The organism is Jatrophihabitans telluris (assembly GCF_023516435.1).
Classification (GTDB): domain Bacteria; phylum Actinomycetota; class Actinomycetes; order Mycobacteriales; family Jatrophihabitantaceae; genus Jatrophihabitans_A; species Jatrophihabitans_A telluris.
On record NZ_CP097332.1, the window covers coordinates 1996223 to 2022797 of the forward strand.

The window sequence follows — 26575 nt, forward strand, 5'->3', positions numbered from 1 at the left end:
CGCTACCGTCGCCGACCCACCGCCGTCGAACCCGCTCACGAGGGTAGGGGTACCGGCTGTGGCGAGCAGGAGGTCCCCGTCCCGGGTCGGAGAGAGGTCACATCACCGATCGCCCGTAGCATTCGGCGGGTGACTGGCCACATCTGCATCGCAACCTGTGACGAGCTGCTGCCGGACGGACATGAAGGCGACTTCCCGCTCATCGCCGCCCTGACCGAACGCGGCCTCGAGGTCAGCGTGGCCTCCTGGTCGGACCCGACCGTGGACTGGGACGACTTCGACCTGACCGTGATCCGATCGACCTGGGACTACACGGCGCGGCGCGAGGACTTCCTGAGCTGGCTGCGCCGGGTGCCGAACCTGCACAATCCCGCGTCGGTGGTGGTGCCCAACACGGACAAGCGTTACCTCGCCGAGCTCATAGCGGCAGGGCTGCCGGTGGTCCCGACGACCTTCGCCGACCCCGGGGAACCCGTCACCTTCCCCACCGTGGGTCAGTTCGTGGTCAAGCCGTCGGTCGGCGCCGGCTCGCGTGGTGCCGGCCGCTTCGACGCGTCCGGGCCCGGCGAACTCGACCGAGCCGCCGCGCATGCCGCAGCGCTGCACGCCGAGGGTCGCACCGTGCTGGTCCAGCCCTATCTGAGCGCGGTGGACACCGAAGGCGAGACGGCCCAGATCTTCATCGACGGCACGTTCAGCCACGCGATCCGTAAGGGTCGGATGCTGGCCGAGGGAGCCGGCTTCGCCGCGGACGCACCCGGGCTGTTCATCGAGGAGAACATCAGCGCACGGGTGCCGGGGGAGCAGGAACGCATCGCCGCGGACCGGATTCTGGCCCACCTCGCGGCGTCCCGGCCGCTGCTGTATGCCCGCATCGATCTGCTTCCCGGCCCGGACGGCCCGTTGCTGGTCGAGGCTGAGCTGACCGAACCGTCGCTGTTCTTCGAGTTCGCGCCGGAGGCCGCCGACGTCATGGCGGACGTGATCGTGGCGCGGGCAGGCGCTGCCGGGTGAGTGCACCTGCGATGCCGCAGACCAACGATCTCGATGCGGACAGCGCCGCGGTCAAGATCGCCGCGCTGCGCCGGATGAAACTCCTCGCCGCCGGTGGGCTGGTGCTCGCCGCGATCGTGTTCGTCGTCTGCTCCGTGCTCGGCGACGACCACGGCGCGTGGCCGTACGTGAAGGCCACTAGCGAGGCGGCAATGGTCGGCGGCCTGGCCGACTGGTTCGCGGTGACGGCGTTGTTCCGGCATCCGCTCGGGCTGCCGATTCCGCACACGGCGATCATTCCGCGCAAAAAGGACCAGATCGGAGCCAGCCTCGGCGACTTCGTCAGCGAGAACTTTCTCACTCCGGAGGTGGTTGGTCCGCGGGTGCTCGCGGCCCAGATCCCCTTTCGTATAGGGCAGTTCCTGGCCGAACCGGGACGGGCGGACAAGCTCGCCGGTGAACTGAGTGCGCTGCTCGTCGCCGCGGACACCGTGCTCTCGGACGCCGACATCCGTGCGGCGGTCGAGACGTTCGCGGAGGCTCAGCTGCGTCGCCTGCCGGCCGCACCGGTGATGGCTCGCGTCCTGGAGCTCGCCGTCGAGGGCAACCAGCACCAGATCCTGCTCGGCCATGGCCTGCACGGACTGGGGCGATTCCTGGCCGACAACCGGGACGTCTTTCGCCAGCGAGTGGCCGACGAGTCGCCGGACTGGGTTCCGGAATGGGTGGACGAGCGGCTGTTCAACAAGCTCTTCACCAGTGTGCAGACATTCCTGGCCGACGTGGCCGACAATCCCGACCACGCGTTGCGCCTGCAGTTCGACCAGCAGCTGAGGGACTACGCGGTGCGGCTGCGAACCGATCCCCAGGCCGCGGCGGCCGTGGAGGGCTGGAAGGACGAGGTGCTCGACCATCCCGCCGTTCGAAACGCCCTCGCCTCGCTGTGGCTGCCGCTGAAACAGGCGCTGTTCACCGCCGCCGCCGACCCCGATTCCGAGCTGCGCCGGGTCGTCTCCTCGGTCATCCGGCAGACCGGGACCGCCCTGCGGGACGACCCGGCTCTGCGAGCCAAATGTGACGCGTGGACGCTGGCCATGATGGGCCACGTGCTCGCTCACTATTCCGGGGAGATCACCGGTGTCATCACCCACACGGTGCAGCGGTGGGATGCCGAGTCGACCTCGCGCCGGCTGGAACTGCAGGTCGGGCGGGATCTGCAGTTCATCCGCATCAACGGCACCGTGGTGGGATCGATCGTCGGTCTTGCCATCTACTCGATCGGCAGGTTCCTGTGAGCAGTTCCTCCGCCCGTCCCAGCCGGCGTCCCCGGCGGCGTCGACGCGGGCCACTCGGCCTGCTCATCAGCCTGGCGATTCTGGCGATCATCGTCGTCGGTGCCGACCGGATCGCCTGCCGGATTGCCGAACGGCAGATCGCCGACAGGTTCCAGTCCAGCCAGCACCTGAGTTCACGTCCCTCAGTGACCATTGAGGGAATCCCGTTCCTGACCCAGCTGGCGCGCCGAAGGCTCACCGACGTGCGTATCTCGGCGGACGGACTGCCGTTGAGCAGTTCCGGCCGTACGCTGCGGATCACCCATCTCGACGCCCGGCTCCGTGACGTGCGGCCTTCATCGGACCTGTTCTCGGCGACTCCGTCGGTCACCGCCTCCCGGGCCACCGGCAGCCTGTACGTCAGCTACGCGGACCTGTCCAAGGCGGCGGGGGTGAGTCTGAGTTTCGGCCAGGCCGGCCGCATCAAAGCCAGCAAGTCCGCTGCTGCCGCCGGTGTGACGGTCGGTGCGTCCCTGCTGGCCAAGCCGGTGCTCGAGGGCAACAGCATCCGATTCACCCAGCTGAGTGCGATTGTCGGCAACGTCGAGATCCCGGCGGCAGCGCTGAAAGCCGTCTCGAGCCAGTTGAACCAGAACGTGCCGCTGGACGGACTACCCGCGGGCCTGCACGTGAAGAACCTCACCGTCGCTGCCGACGGTGTCCACGCCGACCTTGCGGGCAAGAACCTGCAGGTCAGCTGACCGATCCGACCGGCTGGCTCAGCTGGGCGACGCGGCGGTAGGAGTCGAGCCGGTCCTGCAGGTCATAGATCTGGCTGGTGACCATCAGCTCGTCCACTCCGGTGCGCTCGACGAGGGCCGACAAGGCGGCGTCCACCGTCTCCGGTGAGCCGATGGCTTGTCCGAACCGCCGCTCGGCGACGAAGTCCTGTTCGGCGGCGGTGAACTCATAGGCCGCCGCTTCGTCAACCGTCGGCAGCGGAATCGGCCGACCTGTCCGCAGACGCAGGAACGACAACCACCCGGGCCGCGCCAGTCGGTTCGCCTGCTCGTCGGTCTCCGCGCAGGTGACGTTGACCGCGATCATGCTGTGTGGTTCGTCCAGCCACTGGGACGGGCGGAACGAGCGCCGGTAGAGCTCGAGCGCGGGTTCGGTATTGGCGGCTGAGAAGTGATGGGCGAAGGAGAAGGGCAGGCCGAGGATGCCCGCCAGCTGCGCGCTGAAGCCGGAGGAGCCGAGCAGCCACACCTCGGGCGGCTCGGTCGCGGTCGGAACGGCGGCCAGCCGGTCGGGGTCGCCGGCCAGCATTCCCATCAGCTCCGCCAACTCGCTCGGGAAGTCCTCTGCCGACAGCCCTTCCACCGTCCGGCGCAAGGCCAGGGCGGTGCGCTGGTCGGTTCCCGGGGCGCGTCCGATGCCCAGATCGATCCGGCCTGGATTCAACGCGGCCAGGGTGCCGAACTGCTCGGCCACCACCAGCGGGGCGTGGTTGGGAAGCATCACGCCGCCGCTGCCCAGCCGGATCGTCGTCGTGTTCGCGGCCAGATGAGCGATCAACACCGCGGGAGAGGACGAGGCGATGGCAGGCATGTTGTGGTGCTCGGCGACCCAGAACCGGCGGTAACCCCACCGCTCGGCGTGCCGGGCCAGTTCGGTGGTGTAGGTCAAGGCTTGGGTGGTGTCCCGTCGTGAGGACACCGGGGCGAGTTCAAGAACGGAGAGCGGGAGGTTCTTCACCCTGCCTCGAACGCCGTACGGGCCGGGGTTCTTCCGCTGTCGGGCCCGAGTTCGCGCCGCGGTGAACTCCCAGCACACGCAGCCGGACTCCGATGACCGCGATCCAGAGCAGACAGGCCCCGAGCATGTGCAGCCCGACCAGGCCGGCCGGCACGCCGGTGAAGTACTGGGCGTACCCGATCGCGGCCTGGGCAGCCTCCACGGCCAGCAGGATCCACACGGCGCGGCGGACCGCGCGGCCCGCGCCAACGGCGTAGACGAGGGCGAGCATGCCCAGGCTGAGTCCGACCAGCACCATGACCAGATCGGCGTGCAGCTGGCTCATCGAGGCCACATTGAGCCCGTTGCGGTGCACCCGGCCGGAGGCGTTCTTGTCCCCGGGATGGGGGCCGGCGCCCGTGACGACGGTGCCCGCGATCAGGACCGCCGCGCCGGCCAGCACCAGCGCCTGGGCGAGCCGGCCGACCACCGGGTTCAGCGGTACCGCCGGAGCGGGCCAGGCCGCCAGCCGCGCGTACAGGACCAGGGCGATCGCGATGATCACGATCGAGATCAGGAAGTGCAGCGAGACCACCCAGGGATTCAGCTGTGTCTTCACGCTGATCCCGCCGACCACCGCCTGCGCCGGAATGATCCCGAGCGCCCACGCCGCCAGAGCGCGCTCCGTGTGCTGCCGGAGCGCGGCCACGAGGGTCAGAACAGCCACTACGCCCAGGACGAAGGTCAGTTGCCTGTTGGTGAACTCGATGATCCCGTGCAGCGCGTACGCCTTCGTCGGCACCAGGGAGCTGTCGGTGCACGAGGGCCAGGTCGGGCAGCCCAGTCCGGAACCGGTGAGCCGAACCGCGCCCCCGGTGACGACGATGACCACGTTGGCGATGACCGAGGCCAGCGCCAGGCGCCGCAGGACCGTCGGACGATCCAGCCAGCCGAGAAGGCGGTTCCGGATCATTCCCATCTGAACCACCGGGCAGCGGCGGGCAGCGCGAGTAGCGCCCACAACGCCAGGGTCGCCAGGGACAGGCCGATACCGAGGCCGGCCGAGCTCGCCGGACCTTGCAGCACCCGGTGCAGTCCGCCCGACAGGGCCGCCGAGGGGAGGAAGCGCAGCACGTCCTGCGCCGCGCCGTACCGGTTGAGCGGAATGGCGATGCCGCCGGCGAAAAGCAGAACCAACCAGGCGAGGTTGGCCGCGGCCAGGGTGACCTCGGCCCGCACGGTGCCCGCGAGCAGCAGGCCGAGTCCGCCGAAGGCGAACGTGCCGACAACCAGCAGGGCCGCCGCCAGGAACGGGTCGCCGTGCGGGTGCCAACCGAGGACGAAGCCGAAGCCGCAGATGAGGCCGGACTGCAGCACTTGCAGGATCAGGACCGCGCAGGTCTTGCCGAGGAGCAGGATTCGGCGGGGCAGCGCTGTGGCTCCCAACCGCTTGAGCACCGCGTACTTGCGTTCGAAACCGGTGCCGATGGCCAGGCCGGTGAAGGACGCGCTCATCACGGCCAGCGCCAGCACCGAAGGCACCACGAAGTCGATGCGCCGCCCGTCGAGGGAGTAGAGCATCGGCAGGTTGAAGAAGAACTCCAGCAACAGCGGGATGATCAAGGTCAACCCGACCTGCTCGCCGTTGCGTAGGAGCAGCTTGAGTTCCATGCCGGTTTGAGCACGCAGCATCCGGCCGGTCGGCGCGATGCCCGGCGCAGGGACGAAGCTCGTCACCGGATCACCCGGGTTCGCCGGCTGAGCTCATCGGCGGGGCCGCCGTCGGCCGAACCGGGAGGCGCACCGGTCGCCAGCTCGGCGGTCAATGCCAGGAAAACGTCTTCCAGGCGGCGCCGCTCCACCGTCAATCCTTCGGCGAGCACGTTCTCCCGCGCGCACCACGCGGTCACTGCGGCCAGCAGCTGAGGCGTCACCGGGGCCGCGACCAGGTACTGCCCGGCTGTCTCCTCACGAACCTCGGCCGGCGTGGCCAGATAGGCCCGGAGGCCGGCCACGTCCAGGCCGGGACGGGCCGAGAACCGGATCTTGCCGGCTGAGTCGGCATGGGTGAGTTCGGCGGGGCTGCCGTGCGCGACGATCTGGCCGGCATGCAGCACGACCACATCGTCGGCAAGCCCCTCGGCCTCATCCAGATAGTGCGTGGTCAGCACGATGCCGACGCCGTCGCCGCGCAGCCGGCGGATCAGTTCCCAGGTCGTCCGCCGGGCCTGTGGGTCCATGCCCGTGGTCGGCTCGTCGAGGAAGAGCAGCTCGGGACGGCCGACGAGGGCCATGGCCAGCGACAATCGCTGCTGCTGCCCGCCGGAGAGCCGCTTCACAGGCCGGTCGGCGGCATCGGACAGTCCGACTACGGCGAGCAGTTCGTCCACGGGCAGCGGGTCGGCGGCGTAGGCGGCGAACAGCGCGAGCATCTCCCGAGCCTTGGCTCCGGTGTAGCCGCCCACCCCGTCCTGCAGCATCACCCCGACCCGAGGACGTAGCGAGGCCGTGGCAGGGTGCTGGCCGAGGACCCGGACCACACCCGAGTCGGCGGTGCGGAAGCCTTCGCAGATCTCGATCGTCGTCGTCTTGCCGGCGCCGTTGGTTCCCAGCAACGCCAGGAGCTGGCCGCGCTCGACCGAGAAGGAGATGTCGTCCACGGCGCGATGCGATCCGTAGCTCTTGACGAGCTCGAAGACCTCGACGGCGGGAGACGACACGGATCGAGTGTAGGTAGGGCCGTCGCCTCGCCCGCCGATGCCCGGCCCGCGGAGTGGTCCCGCCCACCGCCTGCGGCCGATCGCGCGTCGACCGGACACCCGCAGGCAGCGCGGGCCGCGGGGCGTCGTCGGTCTAGCCGGTGGCTTTGACCGCACTTCCGTACGCGTTGACGTACTCCTGGCCCGACAGGCCCTGGATGGCGGACCGGATCGTTTCGCTGACTTCGCGCAGCACGCGGGCCGATCGCTCCTCCTCGGCGCGGCCGGAGAAGTCCAGCGCGGGACCGAAGTGCACGCCGACCGGGTGGCGGCGCCAGCGCCGTGAGCCCGGCGGCAGGACGAGATCGGTGCCGACCAACCCCACGGGGATCACCGGCACCCCGGAACGCAGCGCGAGCCGCGCGACGCCGGTGCGGAACTTGTGCAGCCGGCCGTCCGGAGATCGGGTGCCCTCGGGATAGATGCCCAGCAGCTTGCCCTCGGCCAACAGGTCCACCCCGACGTCGATACTGGCCGCGGCGGCCTTGGGATCAGATCGATCGACGGGAACCTGCCCGAGTCCGTAGAACATCCTCGAGGTCAGCTCGCCCCGTAGGCCGGCCCCGTGGAAGTACTCGGCCTTGGCGAAGTAGAAGACCTGACGACGGGCCGCGATCGGGGTGAACACCTCATCGCTGGCCGAGATGTGATTGGCCGCGATGATGGCCGGCCCCGAGCGGGGAACGTAATCCCGGCCGGTGACCGCGGGCCGGAAATAGGCGCGGAGCACCGGCGAGACGGTGAGTTCGGCAGCCCGGTAGAGCACCCGTGAAACCTAGCAGCGCCGCGGCCGGACGCAGGCCGGACGGGGCGTGGGGGCCATCACGTGCGGGTCGGCTTGGGAACGTCACCGGAAATAAGTCATACTGGTGTTGTGAAAATCGCGCCCGCACCGAACGTGGCCGAGACCGTGGCCGAGGGCCGCACTCGCGACGTCGTGGCCCGATCGATCCTCGAGTCCGGTCCGCTCACCGCAGCGGTGCTGGCCGATCGCCTCAAACTGTCCGCCGCGGCCATTCGCCGCCACCTCGAAGCGCTGGTCACCGACGGCGTGCTGCGGGAGGTCGAACCCCGCGTCGGTGCCGCACCCCGCGGTCGCGGCCGACCGGCCCGGGCCTACGCGCTCACCGACGCCGGCCGCGCCAGCTTCGGCCACGCCTACGACGACCTGGCCTCTACGGCCCTGCGCTATCTGCGGGAGACCGGCGGTGAACAGGCCGTCCGGGCCTTCGCCGACCACCGGGCCGAGACCCTGGCCGCACGGATCGCCGAGTCGCTGCGACGTCAGCAGGACGGCGTCCTCGACGAGGCGCGCCCTGCGCCGGCCGATCGTGACGCCGCCCCCGAAACGCGCTTCGAACTCGTTGCCCAGGCGCTCACCGATGAGGGCTACGCCGCAAACATCGAGGCCGCCGGCAACGGCGTGCAGCTCTGCCAGCACCATTGCCCGGTGGCTCATGTGGCCGCCGAGTTCCCGGAACTGTGCGAAGCCGAGACCCGGGCCCTGGCCCAGGTACTGGGAACCTACGTCCAGCGCCTGGCCACGATCGCCCGCGGCGACGGGGTGTGCACGACACACGTGCCCCGCGCCCGGGCTCTCGCGGGACCGCCGCCGTGATCTCGCGGCTTTGAGCACCACTGCACGAACGGCACCACCGCATCAAACGAAGCACCATCGCCCGCACGAAACTTCGAAGAACCACCCCGGCCGGTATGAGCGGGATAGCTACGGGAGGCATTTGTGACCACCACGCCAGAACGTGTTCTGACGCAGGACGAGCAGATCGACGCGCTGTCCACCTACAAGTTCGGCTGGGCCGACACCGACGTGGCCGGCGCCACGGCGACCCGCGGACTGAGTGAGGCCGTGGTGCGCGACATCTCGGCCAAGAAGAACGAGCCCGCGTGGATGCTGGAGCGACGGCTCAAGGCGCTGGAGATCTTCTACCGCAAGCCCATGCCCAACTGGGGCTCGGACCTGTCGGGGATCGACTTCGAGAACATCAAATACTTCGTGCGATCGACCGAGAAGCAGGCGGCGACCTGGGACGACCTGCCCGCCGACATCAAGAACACCTACGACAAACTGGGTATCCCCGAGGCGGAGAAGCAGCGCCTGGTCTCCGGCGTGGCCGCCCAGTACGAGTCCGAGGTCGTCTACCACAAGATCCGCGAGGACCTCGAGGAGCAAGGCGTGGTCTTCCTCGACACCGACTCGGCCCTACGCGAGTACCCCGAGCTCTTCCAGGAGTACTTCGGCACCGTGATTCCCTCCGGTGACAACAAGTTCGCCGCACTCAACACCGCGGTGTGGTCGGGCGGGTCGTTCATCTACGTCCCCAAGGGCGTGCACGTCGAGATCCCCCTGCAGGCCTACTTCCGGATCAACACCGAGAACATGGGCCAGTTCGAGCGCACTCTGATGATCATCGACGAGGACGCCTACGTGCACTACGTCGAGGGCTGCACCGCGCCGATCTACTCCTCGGACTCGCTGCACTCGGCGGTCGTGGAGATCATCGTGCGCAAGGGTGGGCGGTGTCGGTACACCACCATCCAGAACTGGTCGAACAACGTCTACAACCTGGTGACCAAGCGCGCCGTCGCCCAAGAAGGCGCGACCATGGAGTGGGTCGACGGCAACATCGGCTCCAAGGTGACCATGAAGTACCCCGCGGTCTGGATGACCGGCGAGCACGCCAAGGGCGAGGTGCTTTCCATCGCTTTCGCAGGCGAGGGACAGCACCAGGACGCCGGGGCCAAGATGGTGCACGCGGCCCCGCACACGTCCTCGACGATCATCTCCAAGTCGGTGGCCCGCGGCGGCGGCCGAACCTCCTACCGCGGCCTGGTTCAGGTCGAGCCCGGTGCCCACCACAGCCGCTCGACCGTGAAGTGCGACGCGCTCCTGGTGGACACCATCTCGCGCTCGGACACCTACCCCTACGTCGACGTCCGCGAGGACGACGTGTCGATGGGTCACGAGGCGACGGTCTCGAAGGTCAGTGACGACCAGCTCTTCTACCTGATGAGCCGCGGCCTGACCGAGGACGAGGCGATGGCCATGATCGTGCGTGGCTTCGTCGAGCCGATCGCCCGCGAACTGCCGATGGAGTACGCCCTGGAACTCAACCGGCTTATCGAACTGCAGATGGAGGGCGCGGTCGGCTGAGGCCGTCCCACCCCCGTCCGGACGGCGACCCGTCGCGGATCAGCACCGAAGCGAAAGAGATATGACAGCAACCACCGAAAGAGAAGTCGAGATCGCCGGCCCGACCGGCTCGCCGGCCGAACGTTTCACCTCGGCCGACCCGGACGCGTTCGCAGTTCCGAACGGCCGTGAGGAGCAGTGGCGGTTCACCCCCGTACGGCGGCTGCGTGAGCTGTTCCAGCCATTGACCTCCCAGGACACCTGTGAGTTCGAGACCGAACTGCCGGACGGGGTACGGCTCAGCTACGTCGGCCGCGACCATCCGCTGGTCGGCTCCGTGCTGGTTCCGGCAGACCGGGTCAGTGCCCTGGCCGCGGCGAACGTGGCCACGGTCGTGCTCGTGGAAATCGCGGCCAACGCGGTGCTCGACGCTCCGATCGTGCTGCGTTCCATCGGCAAACCCGGCGTGAACTACGGGCATTTCGTCATCTCGGTGGGGTCGTTCGCCAAGGCGACGCTGGTGATGGACCACGTCGGTGAGGCCACAGTGGCCGCCAACGTCGAGGTCGTGCTCGGCGACGGTGCCGACTTCGGTCTGATCAGCGTGCAGGACTGGGACCCAGGCGCCATCCACCTGGCGGCGCACGCGGCGAAGGTGGGCCGGGACGCGCAGTATCGCCATACCTCGATCACGCTCGGCGGTGACATCGTGCGCCTGCTGCCCACGGTCACCTTCGACGGACCAGGGGGCAACGCCGAGCTCTACGGTCTGGCGTTCGCGGGCGCGGGGCAGCATTTCGAGTCCCGGCTCTACGTCGACCACTCGGTGCCCAACTGCACCTCCAACGTCGTCTACAAGAACGCGCTCGACGCCGAGTCCGCCCGCACGGTATGGATCGGCGATGTCCGGATCCGGCCGGCCGCGATCGGAACCAGCACCTACGAGCTCAACCGCAATCTGCTGCTCACCGACGGGGCCCGCGCCGATTCGGTGCCCAACCTCGAGATCGAGACCGGCGAGATCACCGGTGCCGGGCACGCCAGCGCCACCGGCAGGTTCGACGACCTGCAGCTGTTCTACCTGCAATCACGCGGCATTCCCGAGGACGAGGCCCGGCGGCTGGTGGTTCGGGGCTTCTTCGCCGACATCGTCAGTCACATCGACGTGCCTACGCTCCGTGACCGGCTGATGGCCTCGATCGACCGCCGGCTGGGTGCCGAGCCCGCCGCCGAAAGCGCGGAGTAGCCGGTGCCCGAACGTCTGTGTGCGCTGTCGGAACTGAAGGAGAGCACGCCACTGCGAGTGGAGCTTCCGCAGCTCGATCTTGCCGTGGTCAAGGTCCGTGACGAGATCTTCGCGATCGAGGATCTGTGCTCGCACGCCGAATACCCGTTGTCCGACGGCGACGTCCAGGGTTGCGCGATCGAGTGTGAACTACATGGCTCGCGCTTCGACCTGCGCACCGGCAAGCCAACCGGACCGCCAGCCAACCAACCCGTCGCGGTCTTCGAAACATCCGTGATCGACGGTGTCGTATACGCCGAATTGGAGAACAACTAGTCATGTCCGAACTGATCATCCGCGATCTGCACGTCAACGTCACCGCTGACGAGACGCCGATCCTCAAGGGCGTGAACCTGACGGTCCGCTCCGGTGAGACTCACGCCATCATGGGCCCGAACGGCTCCGGAAAGTCCACTCTCGCGTACTCGATCGCCGGTCACCCCAAGTACACCGTGACCAGTGGCGAGGTGTTGCTGGACGGCCAGAACGTGCTGGAGATGGCCGTCGACGCGCGCGCCCGCGCCGGCCTGTTCCTGGCCATGCAGTACCCGGTCGAGGTGCCCGGGGTGTCGGTGTCGAACTTCCTGCGTACCGCGGCGACCGCGATCCGTGGCGAGGCGCCGAAGCTGCGCACCTGGGTCAAGGAGGTCAACGTCGCCATGACCGAACTGGAGATGGACAAGGCCTTCGCAGAGCGCAACGTCAACGAGGGTTTCTCCGGCGGCGAGAAGAAGCGCCACGAGATCCTGCAGATGAGCTTGCTCAAGCCCAAGATCGCCATCCTGGACGAAACCGATTCCGGATTGGACGTCGACGCTTTGCGGGTCGTGTCCGAGGGCGTCAACCGAGTGCGCGCGACCGGGGTGGGCACGCTGCTCATCACCCACTACACCCGAATCCTTCGCTACATCAAGCCGGACTTCGTCCACGTCTTCTTCGACGGGCGCATCGTCGAGTCCGGTGGCTCTGAGCTGGCCGACGTGCTGGAGGAGAGCGGCTACACCCGATTCGGCGTCGACGAAGCGGCTCACACCGAGGCTGTCACGGTGCCCGCCGTCCCGGCCGATCGGTAGCCCACCCGACCGAGCTCGTTCTGAAAGGAGGTAGCAGCGATGTTCGACGTCGACGTGGTCCGCAAGGACTTCCCGATCCTGTCCCGGCAGGTGCACGGCCAGCCGCTGGTCTACCTGGATTCGGCCAACAGCGCCCAGAAGCCTCAGGTCGTCATCGACGCCGAGTCCGACCTGTACGCCCAGCACTACGCCAACGTGGCGCGTGCCGTGCACACCCTCGGCTCGGAAGCGACCACGGCGTACGAGAATGCCCGCGACACCGTGGCCCGGTTCCTGAACGCGCCGCGGCGGGACGAGGTCGTGTTCACCAAGAACATCAGCGAGGCCTTGAACCTGCTCGCGTATTCGTTCTCCAACGCGAGCACCTTCCCGGGGGCTGAGCGGTTCCGAATCGGGCCCGGGGACAACGTCGTCGTCACCGAGATGGAGCACCACTCCAACCTGGTGCCGTGGCAGTTGCTCTGCCAGCGGACCGGTGCGGAGTTCCGGTACCTGCCCATCGACGATGAGGGCCGCCTGGTCGAGTCCGCGATCGACAGCGTGATCGACGAGCACACCAAAGTGGTCTCGTTCGTGTACCAGTCAAACGCGCTCGGCACCATCAACCCGGTGCGACGATTGGTGGACAAGGCCCGCAGCGTCGGCGCTTTCTCGATCGTCGACGCCGCCCAGGCCGCCCCGCACCTGCCGCTGGACGTCGCCGCACTGGGGTGCGACTTCCTGGCGTTCACCGGTCACAAGGTGTACGGCCCGACCGGTATCGGCGTCCTCTGGGGCCGCTACGAACTGCTCGCCGAGATGCCGCCCTTCCTCGGTGGCGGCGAGATGATCGAGACGGTCTCCATGCAGGGCAGCACCTACGCGGCGCCTCCTCACCGGTTCGAAGCGGGTACGCCGGCGATTGCGCAGGCGCCCGCTCTCGCCGCCGCGATCGACTACGTGACCGGCCTCGGCCTCGACAACGTGCATGCCCACGAGGTGGAACTCACCGGCTACGCCCTGCAGCAGCTCTCGGCGGTGCCCGGCCTTCGCATCATCGGACCGGCTGACAACGTCGACCGTGGCGCGACGATCTCCTTCACTCTGGCCGGGATTCACCCGCACGACGTGGCCCAGTTGCTCGACGAGCACGGCATCGCCGTTCGGGCCGGGCATCACTGCGCGCGCCCGGTGTGCGTGCGGTACGGCGTACCGGCTACCACTCGGGTGTCCTTCGGCCTGTACAACACCACCGCCGAGGTGGATGCCCTGATCGCCGGATTAACGGAGGTCCAGGAGATGTTCGGCCGATGAGTACCCCGTCGATGCCGCAGGAGGTGCAGCGATGACCGCGTCCATGGAATCGATGTACCAGCAGATCATTCTCGACCACTACAAGCACCCGAACCACCGACGCGAGCTCGACGACTTCGACGCCGAGGTACATCACGTGAACCCGACCTGCGGAGACGAGGTCACCCTTCGAGTCAAGGTTCGTGACGGCGAGATCGCAGATCTGGGGTGGGTGGGGGAGGGCTGTTCGATCAGCCAGGCCTCCACCTCGGTGATGAGCGAGCTGGTCATCGGTCAGCCGATCGATGATGCGATGCAACTGCAGGAGCGGTTCCTCGAGCTGATGCAGTCGCAGGGCCACCATGAGCTGAGCGAGGACCAGATCGAGGAGCTCGACGACGCCATCGCTTTCGAGGGCGTGTCGAAATACCCAGCTCGCGTCAAGTGTGCGCTGCTGGGATGGATGGCCATGAAGTCGGCTGTCACGCAAGCGACCGGAGCAGGGGAGCAACGATGACCGAAGCAACCATTTCCAAGCCGTCCCACGACGAGGTCGAGGAGGCGTTGCGCGATGTCGTGGACCCCGAGCTCGGCATCAACGTCGTCGACCTCGGCCTCATCTACGGCCTCGACATCGCTGAGGACGCCAGCGTAACCGTCGATATGACGCTGACCTCGGCGGCCTGTCCGCTGACCGACGTCATCGAGGAGCAGGCCGAGACAGCGCTGCTCGGCGGACCGAAGCCGGTGGCCAGTGGCATCAAGATCAACTGGGTGTGGATGCCGCCGTGGGGCCCGGAGAAGATCACCGACGACGGCCGGGAGCAGTTGCGGGCGCTGGGCTTCAACGTCTGAGCCGGCCGCCACCACTGCGTGAGCTCGTCCGGCACCGTGACGCAGACCGCTCCCACCGACCACGGCGCGAGCGGCAACGACCATGCCCCGAGGCTGCCGTCCATCACGGGTCTTCGATTCATTGCGGCATTCGGGGTGTTCGCCTATCACGTGATGCCGTTGCTCCCGTCGTTGCCGTTGATCCACCCGCTGTTGATGGCCGGACAGGCCGGGGTGTCTTTCTTCTTCATCCTGTCGGGCTTCGTCCTGACCTGGTCCTACCGCTTCGGTGATCCAGCGCGGTCCTTCTGGCGTCGGCGCGTGGCCAGGATCGTGCCCAATCACGTCGTGACCTGGGCCATCGGGATTCCCGTCGCCGTGGCCCGGTTCGGCGCCTGGCCGCACTTCGGCGCGATGCTGGCCACCCTGACCCTCGTCCAATCCTGGATCCCCGAATCGGCCGTGTTCTTCGGGGTGAACGGCGTTGCCTGGTCGCTGTCGTGTGAGGCATTGTTCTACGCGTTGTTCCCGTGGCTGATCGGACCCGTACTGCGGCTCGGCGCGCGCGGACGCCTGGTCGTCATGGCCGGTTGCCTGGCGATCCTGGCTGCACTGCAACTGGGCGTATGGGCCGCCGTCGGCTCGGTCGTGGCCAACTCGAACCGCGCCCCGTTCTGGTGGGTGTCGGTCCTGCCCCTCTCGCGGCTGCCGGAGTTCGTCTTCGGTATGTGCGCCGCGGCGCTGCTTCGGGACGCGGCGACCCGGTGGCGGGACAGGACCCAGGCCGGCCACCGCTATGACGGATCGGCGCTGCCGGTATCGCTGGCCGGGTTGCTCGCCCTCGTGACCATTTACGGAGCCGGGGAGTTCCCGATCGTCCTGGTCGCCGGTTGGCTGACCCTGATCCCGTTCACGCTGCTGATCTGTGCGGCGGCGTGGTCGGACGTGGTCGGCCGGGCCGGGCTGATGGCTCGTTCGTGGGCGGTCAGGCTGGGAGAGTGGTCTTTTGCCTTCTACCTGGTGCACCAACTGGTGTTGCGCATCGTGCAGTGGGCGTGGGGGCACCTGCCCGATCGGATGTCGGCCACCGACTGGCGGCTGGCGCAGATCGCGATCGACCTCGCGCTGGCGGTGCTCGCCTCGGGCGCGCTCTACCGATTCGTCGAGGTGCCGTTCGAACGTCGGCTTCGCCCCAGGCGTCAGCCCAGGGAACTGGCGCTGAAGGTGTCGCAACCGGCTGGGTCGCCGCCGGAGTAACCCGTGCTGAACCACTTCTTGCGCTGCGTGGACGTTCCGTGGGTGTAACTGCTCGGGTTGGCACCGCTGCCGAGATGTGACTGGATCCAGTCGTCACCGATCCGGCCCGCGGTGTCCAGCGCGGCGGCGACGTCAGCCGAGGTGATCGAGGCGATCAAGGGCTTGCCGTTGGCCGAGGGCACCGTGGTGGCGTGGTTCGCCCAGACGCCGGCGAAGCAGTCGGCCTGCAACTCCAGCTTCACCGAGTCCGACTTGGGGCCCGTGGTCTGGTGATCGATCTTGGACTCGATGCCGAGCAGGTCCTGCACGTGATGGCCGTACTCGTGGGCAAGGACGTAGGCGTTGACGAATGCGCCGCCCTCGGCACCGAACTTGGTCTTGAGCTCGTCGAAGAAGGACAGGTCGATGTAGACCTTCTTGTCGGCCGGGCAGTAGAACGGTCCGACACCGGCGTCGGCGGCGCCGCACCCGGTAGAGATCTGGCCGCGGAAGAAGACCGTTGGCGAGCCTGCGTAGCCGGCGCCGAGGGTGGGCGTCTCGCTCGACCAGTAGCTCTCGATGGAGTCGATGTCGGCCACGATCGCACAGTCGGAATTACTGTTGGCGTCTTTGCCGGTCTTGCAGGACTGCTGCAGTTGGCTGTTGTTGACCGAGGCGGTGTTCGTGCCCACGCCGACGTCGCCGAGGCCGCCGATCCCGCCCGGCAGGCCGGAGCTGCCGCCGCCGCCGCCGAGGACGTTCAGCAGCACCACGATGATCACACCGACGATGCCGATGCCACCCCCGCCGACGGCCAGTCCGCCGACGCCACCAGGCAGGCCGCGTCCGGAGGACCGGACATCCTGGACCACAGAGGTGTCGAGCTGAGCGTCGTCGTTGTATTGCATTTGCGGACTCCATCGGTGCGTTCGGACTCGGGCCGGCAGCCTGAACCGTACGGTAGCCTGAGTGTTCGTGAGCACCGTTCCGCGCTGAGCAGGTTCGAGCCGATCCATCTCACTCGTGTCCTGGGGGTGTTTGCACCCGTCAGCCCGTCCGGAAGTGCTTGAGGAATGATCACTGCCACCGATTTGGAGCTCCGCGCCGGAGCCAGAATTCTGCTGAACCCGGTCACCCTGCGGGTGCAGGCCGGCGACCGGATCGGCCTGGTGGGACGCAACGGCGCGGGCAAGACCACCAGCCTGAAGGTTCTCGCCGGTGAGACCCTGCCGCACGGCGGTTCGGTGTCGGCCAACGGCCCCATCGGCTACCTGCCACAGGACCCGCGCACCGGTGATCTCGGCCAGACGGCGGGGGACCGGGTGCTGTCGGCACGCGGCCTGGACGCGTTGTTGCACGATCTGACCAAGGTCGGGATCCAGCTGGCCGAGCGATCCGACGACGAAGCCCTGGTCCGCCGCTACGGTGTGCTGGAGGAGCAGTTCTCGTCCCTGGGCGGCTACGCCGCCGAGGCCGAGGCGGCGCGGATCTGTGCGCATCTCGGACTGCCCGAGCGGGTTCTGGGGCAGCCCCTGGCGACCCTGTCCGGCGGTCAGCGTCGCCGGATCGAACTGGCCCGGATCCTGTTCGCCGATTCGGCCGGTGAGCCCACGACCCTGCTGCTGGACGAGCCCACCAACCACCTGGACGCCGACTCGATCTCCTGGCTGCGCGACTTCCTCAAAGGCCACCGCGGTGGGTTGATCGTGATCAGCCACGACGTCGAGCTGCTCGATGCGGTGGTCAACAAGGTCTGGTACCTCGACGCCAACCGAGCCGAGGTCGATGCCTACAACGTCGGGTGGAAGACCTACCTCAAGCAGCGCGAGGCCGATGAGAAGCGGCGCCACCGAGAGCGGGCCAACGCCGAACGCAAGATCGACTCCCTGCGCGGCCAGGCCGACAAGATGCGGGCCAAGGCCACCAAGGCCAAGGCCGCGCAGCAGATGCTCCGCCGCGCCGACGCACTCAATGCCGGTCTGGCCGATGTCCGGGCCACTGACAAGGTCGCAAAGCTTCGTTTCCCCGACCCCGCCCCGTGCGGCCGGACGCCGTTGACCGCCGAGGGACTGTCGAAGTCCTACGGTTCGCTGGAGGTGTTCACCGACGTCGACCTTGCCGTGGACCGGGGAACCCGGGTGGTCATCCTCGGCCTCAACGGTGCCGGCAAGACCACGCTGCTGCGATTGCTGGCCGCGGTCGAGATTCCCGACACCGGGGAGGTCGTGCCGGGCCATGGACTCCGGCTGGGCTACTTCGCGCAGGAGCACGACACGCTCGACACCGACCGGACGGTGCTGGAGAACATGCGCAGCGCGGCGCCGGAACCGGCCGACCTGCAGCTTCGCAGCGTGCTCGGGGCGTTCCTGTTCTCCGGAGACGACGTCGACAAGCCGGCCGGCGTGCTGTCCGGTGGCGAGAAGACCCGGCTGGCCCTGGCGATGCTGGTGACCAGCGCGGCCAACGTCCTGCTGCTCGACGAGCCCACCAACAACCTTGATCCCGCCAGCCGGGAACAGGTGCTGGATGCGCTGCGCCGCTACGCCGGTGCGATCGTGCTCGTCACCCACGACGAAGGCGCGGTGGAGGCCCTGAGCCCGGACAAGGTGATCTTGTTGCCCGACGGTGTCGAGGACAACTGGAGCCCGGATCTGGCCGACCTTATCGCTTTGGCGTGATCTTGGGTTTTTTGTTGCGTTGCCGCCCATCCGACTGCTAGCAAGGTCTGTGAGTGACAACTCGCAAATTCCCATCTGGGGAATCCCAACAGGGGAGTGACCGTGGCCGATCTGAAAAAAGGCGCCCGAATCACCGGAACCGACCGAAGCAAGCTCGCCTCAGAGGTGCGTAAGCAGTACGAGAAGGGCCGGAGCATCCGCGAGCTTGCGGATTCCCACGGCCGCTCCTACGGCTTCATCCACCGCCTGCTCAGCGAGAACGAGGTAACCCTGCGCGGACGCGGAGGAGCCACCCGAGGAAAGAAGAAGTAGTCCTGAGCATCGACACCGTCCCGGCGATCCCCGATTCGGCCGGCTTCACGATCACCCTGTCCGACGCGCAGGATATTGCGACGATCACGCTGAATCGTCCGGACAAACGCAACGCGCAGACGCCGGAGACGTGGTTGTGGCTCACCCGCGCCGTCAACGCGTTGCCGGGAACCGTGCGGGTGCTTTTCGTCCGTGGCGAGGGACCGTCGTTCTCGGCCGGCCTTGATCGCGCGGTGTTCACCGCTGAGGGGACCGATGAGGCCCCGGGCCTGTTCGGCATCGCCCACGCCGACCAGGAGACGGCTACGGCCGCGATCGCCTCGTTCCAGCAGGCCTTCGACCTGGGCAGCCGACCGGGTCTGGTCAGCATCGCGCTCGTGCAGGGCTACGCGATCGGCGCCGGCTTCCAGCTGGCCCTTAGCTGCGATATCCGGATCGCCGCGCAGGACGTGCAGTTCTCGATGGCCGAGGTGAGCCTGGGGCTGGTTCCGGACCTGGGCGGCACCAAGCGGATCGTCGAACTGGTCGGATACTCGAAGGCCGCCAGTATCTGTCTGACCGGCCGGCGCGTATCGGCCGAGGAAGCCGACCAGATCGGCCTCGTCACCGCGGTGGTTCCGGTCGAGCGCCTGGCCGAAGCCGGCGATGCGTTCGCCGCCCAGATCCTCGCGCTGCCGGCCGCGGCTGTCACCGAAACCAAGGCCTTGCTGCTGGCCGCCTCCGGCCGATCGCAGGATGACCAGCAACGAGCCGAGCGCGAGGCGCAGTACCGCCAGCTGCGTGCCCTCGCTGGTCTGGACCGCGAGGACTGAACCGTTGAGGTTGCCCGTGTTGCGTGGACCGCGTCGTTGAGGTTGCACGTGTCGCGTGGGACCCCGGGCCGTTGGCGCCGCGCTGGTCGGTGGCGGTCGGCGGTTGTCGGTGTCGCTGGCCATACTGGGTAGGTGACTGAGGACCACGCGGGGACGGGCCGGCTTTGAGACCAGGTGGCGACTACGCGGTGATGCGCTCGATGCGCCGCGACCCCGAGCTGTCCAAGCAGAAGCTGCCGCGCGGCATCCTGCGGCGGGTCTTGAGCTTCGCCCGGCCCTACAAGACGGATCTCGCGTTCTTCACCGTCCTCATCGTGCTCGATGCGCTGGTCGGTGTGGCGACGCCGGTGCTGGCCGGGCGGGTCATCAACGAGATCTCGGCCCACGGACGGGCCTCGACGGTCGTCTGGATCGCCCTCGTGATCGCGGTGCTGGCCGTGGTCGACGCGGCCTTCTCCTACGTCCAACGCTGGTATTCCGCGCGCATCGGCGAAGGCCTGATCTACGACCTGCGCTCAACGGTGTTCGCGCACGTGCAGCGGCTCCCCCTGGCCTTCTTCACCCGAACGCAGACCGGTGCGCTGGTGAGCCGGCTCAACAGCGACGTCCTCGGTGCCCAGCAGGCCTTCACCTCCACCCTCTCCGGGGTGGTCAGCAACGCGGTCAGCCTCGTGTTCACCGCGGCGGTGATGTTCACTCTCTCGTGGCAGATCACCGCGCTGGCACTCGTCCTGCTGCCGGTGTTCGTATTTCCGGCCAAGCGGGTCGGCAAACAGCTGCAGGCCATCACTCGCGAGTCCTACGGACTCAACGCATCGATGAACGCCACCATGACCGAACGCTTCAACGTGGCCGGGGCGTTGCTGGTCAAACTCTTCGGCAACTTCGATGCCGAGGCCGCCTCGTTCTCCGGCCGGGCCGCCCGAGTTCGCGACATCGGGGTTCGCTCGGCTCTCTACGCCCGGGCCCTGTTCGTGGCCCTCACGCTGGTGGCCAACCTGGCTCAGGCGTTGGTCTACGGGCTCGGCGGGTATTACGCGATCACCGGGAAGCTGTCCACGGGCACCGTCGTCACCCTGGCCCTGCTGCTGTCGAGGCTCTACGGCCCGCTGATGGCACTGTCGAACGTGCGCGTCGACATCATGAGCGCCCTCGTCAGCTTCGATCGGGTCTTCGAGGTCCTCGACCTGCGGCCGATGATCGACGACGCCCCGGACGCGGCCGAGCTCGCCGAGCAGGCGGCGTCCATTCACTTCGAGGACGTCTGGTTCTCCTACCCCGCCGCGGACGAGGTGTCACTCGCTTCACTGGAGGACGTCGCCCAGCTCGACCGCCTCGTCCCCGCCGACGTCTTGCGCGGCGTCAGTTTCACCGCCGAGCCGGGCCAGATGGTCGCCCTCGTCGGTGCCTCCGGCGCGGGCAAGACCACCATCAGCCAGCTCGTACCGCGTATCTACGACGTGCGCTCGGGCGTGGTGCGGGTGGGGGACCAGGACGTTCGTGACGTCCGGCAGGACTCCTTGCGCGCGGCAATCGGCGTCGTCAGCCAGGACGCCCACCTGTTCCACGACAGCATCGCCGCCAACCTGCGGTATGCGCGCCCGCAGGCCACCGACGAGCAGCTGTGGTCCGCGCTCGCCGCGGCCAATATCGCCGAGACCGTCCGGTCGCTGCCCGAAGGGCTGGACACGGTGGTCGGTGACCGGGGGTACCGGCTCTCCGGCGGGGAGAAGCAACGCATCGCCATCGCCCGGCTGTTGCTGAAAGCCCCCCGGATCGTGATCCTGGACGAAGCCACGGCGCACCTGGACAGCGAGAGCGAGCGAGCCGTCCAGGACGCGTTGTCCCTTGCGCTGCAAGGACGAACGTCGTTGGTCATCGCTCACCGGCTGTCGACGATCCGCGCCGCCGACCAGGTCCTGGTCATCGATCAGGGCCGTATCGCCGAGCGGGGTACTCACGCCGAGCTGCTGGCCGCCGGCGGCCTGTACACCGAGTTGTACCGGACTCAGTTCGCGGCTGCTCCGCCGGTCGACGACATCGTCAGTCCGGCATCGGGCGCGGCGAGCAGAGCTTGAAAGGCCAGCTCGCTCGCGCCGATCAGCGACGATTCCTGTCCCAGTCCCGGAGTGAGGATCCGAACCCCGGCGCGCGCCGCCGCCATCGCGCGACGGTCGACCTCGCCCTCGACGATGGCCCGCTCCAGCCGGACGACGTCAGCCAGTGTGCCGCCGACGATCAGCGCCTCGGGGTTGAAGACGTTGACCAGAGTGGCCAGCGTTCGGCCGAGCCAGAGGGCGACGTGGGCAACCGCGCCCGCGGCCCGCGCGTCGCCGCGTTCGGCATCGGCGAACACGGCCGCGGCCGCCAGTGGCCCGAAGGCCCCGGTCACTCCGGCCTGCCGCAGCAACGCGTGTTCGCCGATGTAGGTCTCGATACAGCCGGTGCTCCCGCAGTGGCAGGGCGGCCCCTCGGGGTTGAGCATGATGTGCCCTATTTCGCCGGCGTATCCGCCGACCCCGTGTAGCTCCGAGCCGTCGACGATGACGCCGCCGCCCACGCCGACGGAGCCGTTGATGAAGATAACGTTGTCCAACCCTCGCGCGGCGCCGCGCTGATGCTCGGCCAGGGCGCCGAGGTTGGCGTCGTTGCCCACCTGGACGTCGAGCTCGCCGCCGAGGCTCTTGCGCAGCAGTTCGGAGAAGGGCACCTCGCGCCACTCGAGGTTCGGTGCGTGAACAACCAGCCCGTCCGCTCGACGCACTGTTCCAGGGACGCTGACCCCGGCCCCGAACAGCACCGCACTCGGCGGCATTCGGGCGGCCAGCCACCGGGCGTCCCGGCTGACCTGCGCCGCCGCGGCCGCCGGGGTGGTCGGGCCGTCCTGGGTGTTGGTCTCGCGCCGGGCGTGTACCCGACCGCCCAGACCCACCGCAGCGGAGACGATCCGCTCGACCTCGACCTCAACGGCGAGGACGTACGGTCCCTCTTCCCGCGGCGCGACCACATAGGACGGGCGTCCTGCGCGGTCGCGCCCGGCGGGAACGTACTCGGTGACGACCCCCAGATTGACCAGGTCCGTCACCAGGCCGCCGATGGTGCTGCGGTTGAGCCCGAGCAGAGTGGTGAGTTCTGCTCGGGTCAACTCGCCGTGGCGGTGGATCTGCCGGAGAAGCAGACCCAGGTTGTGCCGCCGGATCTCCTCCGGCCGAACAACCGACGAACTGGCCACCGGAGGATCAGCCGGCCGAGGTGCGCCTGCGCGACAGGGCGTCGGCGCTGGCGGCCACCAGCAGCACCAGGCCGGTCACGATGAACACGTAGGCAGAACTGATGTTCTTGATCAGGTTCAGCCCGTTCGGGATCATCGCGATGACGATGGCGCCGATGATCGCGTCGCGAACCTTGCCCCGACCACCGAACAACGAGGTACCACCGATGACCGCGGCGCCGACGGCGTAGAGCACGTCGGTGTTCTTGCCGAAGTCCGACGGCACACCGCCGAGGTAGGACGATCCGATGACACCGGCGAGCCCGGCCATCCCGGAGCAGATGACGAAGCAGGACATCCGGATGCGCTTGACGTCGATGCCGGCACGGCGGGCCGCTTCCTGGTTGCCGCCGACCGCGTAGATGAACCGTCCGTACTGGCTCTTGCTGAGCATCAGGGTCCAGAAGATGAACACGACGGCCACCACGGGGACCGCCCATGGCACGCCCTGGATCTTGGCGAACACGGTGCGGGAGCGGTCCTGGTTCAGGACATAGACGGCGAGTCCGGTCACAAGCGCGATGGCGATCGCGCGCACGATGACGAGATCCAGGGGTTCGGCCGACAGGTTCTTGCGTCGACGGCTGATGGAGCGGTAACCCGTGTAGGCAAGGTAGATCGCCATCGCGACGATCCAGAGCACCCACGCCAGGGCGACGGCCATGTAGCCGTTATCGATCTTGTCGACCAGGTTGGAGTTACGGGTCGGGATCGCGGCGCCGGTACCGATGAACTTCAGCAGCACACCCTGCCACGCCAGGAACAGCGCCAGGGTGACGATGAAGGAGGGAATACCCACGCGGGCAACGAGGAAGCCGATCAGGAGCCCGATGGACGTACCGACGGCAACGGACAGGAACATCGCGAGCAGTTGGGTGCTGGCCAGGTGTGTCACGGCCACCACGATGCCGACCAGGACGATGCCGGCCGGGATCCAGAGCTTCGACAGAACTGCGAGCCCGATGGTGACGGCCATCAGGAGCATCAGGACGGTAAAGGTTCCCGTCCCGAGCGCCTTATTGAGATCGCCGCTCTTGTTCAGTGAGAGCGCCATGGTCGCGGCGCAGACACCGCCCGCGGTTCCCGCGGACAGGTCGATCTCGCCGATCAGCAGCACGAACACCATGCCCATGCCGAGCACGGAGATCTGTGCCGCCTGCTGCAGCAGGTTGGCGAAGTTTCCCTTGCTCAGGAAGACATCGCTCGCATTGGCGAAGATGATGACGAGAATGATGGCGCCAAGGACCGCCGGCAACGCGCCACTTTCCCCGCCGCGGACTCGGGTCACGTAACTGCGGAAGCTCTCGCCGATGTTGCGGGGGCCCACGTCGCTGGCGAAGGCGCCGCGATCGGCCTCGTCGGTCGAGCCGAGCGCCGCGGAGTCGGTGGCGACGCTGTATCCCTTGTCGGTACTCATGAAACTCGTTTCTCCTGCCGTGTCTCAGGGGCGTTCACCGTGGTCATCACATGCTCGCGTCGGCTGTTGCCCGGGACAGGCCCAGGTCACCGGAACGGCCGGTGGTGATCAGTTCGACGATCTGGCTGACGCTGCTCTCCTTGGCCATGACCTCGGCGGCGATCCGGCCGAGGTAGAGGGCATCCACCCGGTCGGCCACCTCGATGACGTCGTTCATGTTGTGCGAGATCAGCACGACGCCCAGACCGCGATCGGCGAGCCGGCGGACCAGGTCGAGAACCTGGCGCGTCTGGGCCACACCGAGAGCGGCGGTCGGCTCGTCCAAGAACACGATCTTGGAGTTCCACAGCACCGCTTTGGCGATCGCGACGGTCTGCCGCTGTCCACCGGACAGGCTCGCAACGGGCTGACGCACCGACTTGACCGTCCGCACGGACAGGCTGGCCAGGGTCTCGCGCGCCTTGGCCTCCATCGTTCCCTCGTCCAGCGTCAGCAGCCGACTCTTGGACTCGCGGCCCAGGAACATGTTCTGCACGATGTCGAGGTTGTCGGCCAGGGCCAGGTCCTGGTAGACGATCTCGATGCCGAGGTCCGCGGCGTCGCGCGGGCTGTGCAGCGAGACCGGCTGGCCGTTGAACAAGAACTCGCCCGAGTCGACGCGATAGATGCCCGCGATGCACTTGATCATCGTGGACTTGCCGGCGCCGTTGTCGCCCACCAGGGCGGTGACCTGCCCGGGGTAGACCGCGAAGTCGATGTCGTGCAGAACCTGCACCGGGCCGAAACTCTTGTTGATCTTGCGAAGTTCGAGAATTGGGGTGTCCGCCATGGCGGCTGGCCTCCTTGTTGTGCCTCGGCGTGCGGTGACCCGCCGCTGTCCGATCTGCGCCTATCCCGTCAGTGGTGCCCAGTGATGCGCTCATCATGGGCGTCCGAAAGCTCCGGCGCCAGCACAAGAGTGCAGCCAGGGCCCGGACAAACGTCTTCGGTGGGTGGGCCTACGAAATCAAGGCCCACCCACCGAAGATCAGGCGGCTACTAGGAGATGCCAGCCGCGGTGCACAGCGCGGCGTACTTGCCGGTGCACAGGTCGGCCTTCGTGACGAAGTTGTCTGCGACAACGTCCTTCACGGTGGCCTTGGTGATCGCCTTCGGGGTCAGCAGCAGCGACGGGACGTCGCGGTTGCCCTGGGTGTCCTTGACCGTGCCCGTGGTCTCGCCCGGCTTGTTCTGGAGCAGGTCCAGGGTGAGCTTGACCAGGCCGTTGGCCTCATCCGCGATCGGCTTGTAGACCGTCATGCACTGGTCACCGGCGAGGATGTTCTGCAGACCACCGACGGTGGCGTCCTGACCCGTGACCGGGACCTTCAGGCCGTTCTTCTTCAGCACCGTGATGGCCGAGTTGCCCAGTCCGTCGTTGGCGGCGAGGACGCCGTCAACCTTGCCACCCGCTGCGGTCAGCAGCTGCTCGAAGATCGTGACGGCCTTCGCGTTGTCCCAGTCGGGCACGCTCTGGTCGCCGACCTTCTTCCAGCCGGCCGAGTACTTCGGGTTGAGCACGGAGTCAGCACCCTGCTTGAAGAGCGTGGCGTTGTTGTCCGTCGGCGAGCCGTTGAGCTCGATGATGTGCGGGCTGGTCACGTTCTTCGCCTTGAGGCAGTCGACCAGGCCCTGGCCCTGCAGTTCGCCGACCTTGACGTTGTCGAAGGACACGTAGTAGTCAGCGGTGCCGCCGAGAGTGAGACGGTCGTAGTCGATCGTCTTCACGCCGGCCGCCTTGGCCTTGGCCTCGACCTGCGCGCCGGTGGCCGAGTCCAGGTTGACGATGGCCAGTACGGACACGCCTTCCTGGATCATGCCGTCGGCGATCGAGACGAACTTGCTCTTGTCACCGAGGGCGTTCTGGATGTCGGCGGTGACGCCGGCGTCGCCGAATGCCTTGGTCAGCAGCGGCTTGTCGAAGCTCTCCCAGCGAGCCGAGGACTGCGTGTCAGGAAGAATCACGCCGACCTTGCCCTTGACCGCGCCCGTGCTGGAACTCGAGCTGGAACCCGATCCCGAGCCAGTGGTCCCGCCGGTGGTGGTCTTCTTGGAACTGCTACAGGCTGCCATCGACAGCACCGTGACGGTGCTGATCGCGATTACACCGAGCGCACGAATGCGCATGGGCTTTCCCGCCTTCCCCTGTTACTGGCTGCCGCCGACCGCCGGCGGCAGTGATTGTTGTCGGCGAGAACATATCCCGAGCCTTTGCTGACGCAAAGAGTTCGTCACTTACTTGTTACCAACGAGTTACTCCAGTCGTGACCATGACCCGGCTGACTTCACCCGCAACTTACGCTGGCAGCGCTTTTGGCTGTCGCTCAAGGACTTCTGCCCGGGGCGGGTATCGCGGTACTCGGAATGGTTTAGACCGTTTCGGCGCGACGACGCCGAGCTGACTGGTCAGGGCCGGACAGGCAGGGCCGGAC

General features: G+C 67.7%; 26 protein-coding genes. 16 read left to right on the forward strand and 10 right to left on the reverse strand.

Translation table 11 applies throughout. The annotated features are described in order from the left end of the window. Window positions 1-129: 129 nt before the first annotated feature. From M6D93_RS09320 to M6D93_RS09330, 3 genes are read left to right on the forward strand one after another with little or no spacing between them, the layout of a single operon-like run. Window positions 130-1014 carry an ATP-grasp domain-containing protein gene (locus M6D93_RS09320; protein ID WP_249774078.1) on the forward strand — a complete coding sequence of 295 codons (885 nt, stop codon included), beginning with the start codon at window positions 130-132 and terminating at the stop codon, window positions 1012-1014. Continuing rightward, entirely contained in the window at window positions 1011-2288 is a 1278-nt protein-coding gene (locus M6D93_RS09325; RefSeq protein ID WP_249774079.1) for a DUF445 domain-containing protein, read from the forward strand. The genes M6D93_RS09320 and M6D93_RS09325 overlap by 4 nt, the downstream gene beginning before the upstream one ends. Further along, window positions 2285-3028: an LmeA family phospholipid-binding protein gene (locus tag M6D93_RS09330; RefSeq protein WP_249774080.1), complete on the forward strand. Its 744-nt coding sequence runs from the start codon at window positions 2285-2287 to the stop codon at window positions 3026-3028. Before M6D93_RS09325 ends, M6D93_RS09330 begins: the two co-directional genes overlap by 4 nt. Here the strand turns inward: M6D93_RS09330 and M6D93_RS09335 are convergent. The 5 genes from M6D93_RS09335 to M6D93_RS09355 all read right to left on the reverse strand — a co-directional run bounded on the left by M6D93_RS09335 (window position 3021) and on the right by M6D93_RS09355 (window position 7529). Beyond that, window positions 3021-3986 (reverse strand): LLM class flavin-dependent oxidoreductase, encoded by a 966-nt coding sequence (locus M6D93_RS09335; protein WP_249774081.1) that lies wholly within the window; start codon window positions 3984-3986, stop codon window positions 3021-3023. The genes M6D93_RS09330 and M6D93_RS09335 overlap by 8 nt on opposite strands. A gap of 10 nt (window positions 3987-3996) precedes the next feature. Further along, complete coding sequence (locus M6D93_RS09340; protein WP_249774082.1) at window positions 3997-4983, reverse strand: COX15/CtaA family protein; 987 nt, start codon at window positions 4981-4983, stop codon at window positions 3997-3999. Beyond that, the gene (locus M6D93_RS09345; protein ID WP_347343601.1) at window positions 4974-5696 is read right to left on the reverse strand and encodes an ABC transporter permease; all 723 of its coding nucleotides are present in this window, start codon (window positions 5694-5696) and stop codon (window positions 4974-4976) included. The genes M6D93_RS09340 and M6D93_RS09345 overlap by 10 nt, the downstream gene beginning before the upstream one ends. A 41-nt stretch (window positions 5697-5737) precedes the next feature. Continuing rightward, window positions 5738-6724, reverse strand: coding sequence for an ABC transporter ATP-binding protein (locus M6D93_RS09350; RefSeq protein WP_249774084.1), 987 nt, complete (start codon window positions 6722-6724; stop codon window positions 5738-5740). A 133-nt stretch (window positions 6725-6857) separates the two neighbouring features. Further along, window positions 6858-7529 carry a lysophospholipid acyltransferase family protein gene (locus tag M6D93_RS09355; RefSeq protein ID WP_249774085.1) on the reverse strand — a complete coding sequence of 224 codons (672 nt, stop codon included), beginning with the start codon at window positions 7527-7529 and terminating at the stop codon, window positions 6858-6860. A 108-nt stretch (window positions 7530-7637) separates the two neighbouring features. Here M6D93_RS09355 and M6D93_RS09360 point away from each other — a divergent pair, with 108 nt between their 5' ends. The 9 genes from M6D93_RS09360 (at window position 7638) to M6D93_RS09400 (ending at window position 15635) form a co-directional block, all read left to right on the forward strand. Beyond that, window positions 7638-8381, forward strand: a complete 744-nt coding sequence (locus M6D93_RS09360; protein ID WP_249774086.1) for a helix-turn-helix transcriptional regulator — start codon at window positions 7638-7640, stop codon at window positions 8379-8381. Between the two features lie 123 nt (window positions 8382-8504). Next, window positions 8505-9935 carry a Fe-S cluster assembly protein SufB gene (gene sufB / locus M6D93_RS09365; RefSeq protein WP_249774087.1) on the forward strand — a complete coding sequence of 477 codons (1431 nt, stop codon included), beginning with the start codon at window positions 8505-8507 and terminating at the stop codon, window positions 9933-9935. 61 nt (window positions 9936-9996) lie between these two features. Next, the gene (sufD, locus tag M6D93_RS09370) at window positions 9997-11160 is read left to right on the forward strand and encodes a Fe-S cluster assembly protein SufD (RefSeq protein WP_249774088.1); all 1164 of its coding nucleotides are present in this window, start codon (window positions 9997-9999) and stop codon (window positions 11158-11160) included. 3 nt (window positions 11161-11163) lie between these two features. Beyond that, on the forward strand, window positions 11164-11475 hold the full coding sequence (locus M6D93_RS09375; RefSeq protein ID WP_249774089.1) for a non-heme iron oxygenase ferredoxin subunit: 312 nt from the start codon (window positions 11164-11166) through the stop codon (window positions 11473-11475). Between the two features lie 2 nt (window positions 11476-11477). Beyond that, a complete protein-coding gene (gene sufC, locus M6D93_RS09380) occupies window positions 11478-12272 on the forward strand; it encodes a Fe-S cluster assembly ATPase SufC (protein ID WP_249774090.1) in 795 nt (264 codons plus the stop codon). Window positions 12273-12311: 39 nt separating this feature from the next. After that, complete coding sequence (locus M6D93_RS09385; RefSeq protein WP_249774091.1) at window positions 12312-13565, forward strand: cysteine desulfurase; 1254 nt, start codon at window positions 12312-12314, stop codon at window positions 13563-13565. 31 nt (window positions 13566-13596) lie between these two features. Continuing rightward, the gene (gene sufU, locus M6D93_RS09390) at window positions 13597-14061 is read left to right on the forward strand and encodes a Fe-S cluster assembly sulfur transfer protein SufU (RefSeq protein ID WP_249774092.1); all 465 of its coding nucleotides are present in this window, start codon (window positions 13597-13599) and stop codon (window positions 14059-14061) included. Further along, window positions 14058-14399, forward strand: coding sequence for a metal-sulfur cluster assembly factor (locus M6D93_RS09395; RefSeq protein ID WP_249774093.1), 342 nt, complete (start codon window positions 14058-14060; stop codon window positions 14397-14399). Before sufU ends, M6D93_RS09395 begins: the two co-directional genes overlap by 4 nt. Before the next feature lie 18 nt (window positions 14400-14417). After that, window positions 14418-15635 carry an acyltransferase family protein gene (locus M6D93_RS09400; RefSeq protein WP_249774094.1) on the forward strand — a complete coding sequence of 406 codons (1218 nt, stop codon included), beginning with the start codon at window positions 14418-14420 and terminating at the stop codon, window positions 15633-15635. On the opposite strand, the gene ypfJ is transcribed toward M6D93_RS09400, so the two are convergent. Next, a complete protein-coding gene (gene ypfJ / locus M6D93_RS09405) occupies window positions 15578-16522 on the reverse strand; it encodes a KPN_02809 family neutral zinc metallopeptidase (RefSeq protein WP_249774095.1) in 945 nt (314 codons plus the stop codon). The genes M6D93_RS09400 and ypfJ overlap by 58 nt on opposite strands. A gap of 165 nt (window positions 16523-16687) precedes the next feature. Here ypfJ and M6D93_RS09410 point away from each other — a divergent pair, with 165 nt between their 5' ends. The 4 genes from M6D93_RS09410 to M6D93_RS09425 all read left to right on the forward strand — a co-directional run bounded on the left by M6D93_RS09410 (window position 16688) and on the right by M6D93_RS09425 (window position 21494). Beyond that, window positions 16688-18292, forward strand: a complete 1605-nt coding sequence (locus M6D93_RS09410; protein ID WP_249774096.1) for an ABC-F family ATP-binding cassette domain-containing protein — start codon at window positions 16688-16690, stop codon at window positions 18290-18292. 102 nt (window positions 18293-18394) lie between these two features. Further along, a complete protein-coding gene (locus M6D93_RS09415; protein WP_249774097.1) occupies window positions 18395-18604 on the forward strand; it encodes a helix-turn-helix domain-containing protein in 210 nt (69 codons plus the stop codon). An 8-nt stretch (window positions 18605-18612) separates the two neighbouring features. Continuing rightward, the gene (locus M6D93_RS09420) at window positions 18613-19416 is read left to right on the forward strand and encodes an enoyl-CoA hydratase/isomerase family protein (protein WP_430667226.1); all 804 of its coding nucleotides are present in this window, start codon (window positions 18613-18615) and stop codon (window positions 19414-19416) included. A 191-nt stretch (window positions 19417-19607) separates the two neighbouring features. After that, window positions 19608-21494: an ABC transporter ATP-binding protein gene (locus M6D93_RS09425; RefSeq protein ID WP_347343535.1), complete on the forward strand. Its 1887-nt coding sequence runs from the start codon at window positions 19608-19610 to the stop codon at window positions 21492-21494. Here the strand turns inward: M6D93_RS09425 and M6D93_RS09430 are convergent. From M6D93_RS09430 to M6D93_RS09445, 4 genes are all read right to left on the reverse strand, one after another. Beyond that, window positions 21425-22648 (reverse strand): ROK family transcriptional regulator, encoded by a 1224-nt coding sequence (locus M6D93_RS09430; protein ID WP_249774099.1) that lies wholly within the window; start codon window positions 22646-22648, stop codon window positions 21425-21427. The two genes, M6D93_RS09425 and M6D93_RS09430, sit on opposite strands and share 70 nt — an antisense overlap. A gap of 7 nt (window positions 22649-22655) precedes the next feature. Beyond that, window positions 22656-24104, reverse strand: coding sequence for a sugar ABC transporter permease (locus tag M6D93_RS09435; protein WP_249774100.1), 1449 nt, complete (start codon window positions 24102-24104; stop codon window positions 22656-22658). Window positions 24105-24150: 46 nt separating this feature from the next. Further along, window positions 24151-24933, reverse strand: coding sequence for an ATP-binding cassette domain-containing protein (locus M6D93_RS09440; protein ID WP_249774101.1), 783 nt, complete (start codon window positions 24931-24933; stop codon window positions 24151-24153). 209 nt (window positions 24934-25142) lie between these two features. Continuing rightward, window positions 25143-26270: a sugar ABC transporter substrate-binding protein gene (locus M6D93_RS09445; protein ID WP_249774102.1), complete on the reverse strand. Its 1128-nt coding sequence runs from the start codon at window positions 26268-26270 to the stop codon at window positions 25143-25145. Window positions 26271-26575: the final 305 nt, after the last annotated feature.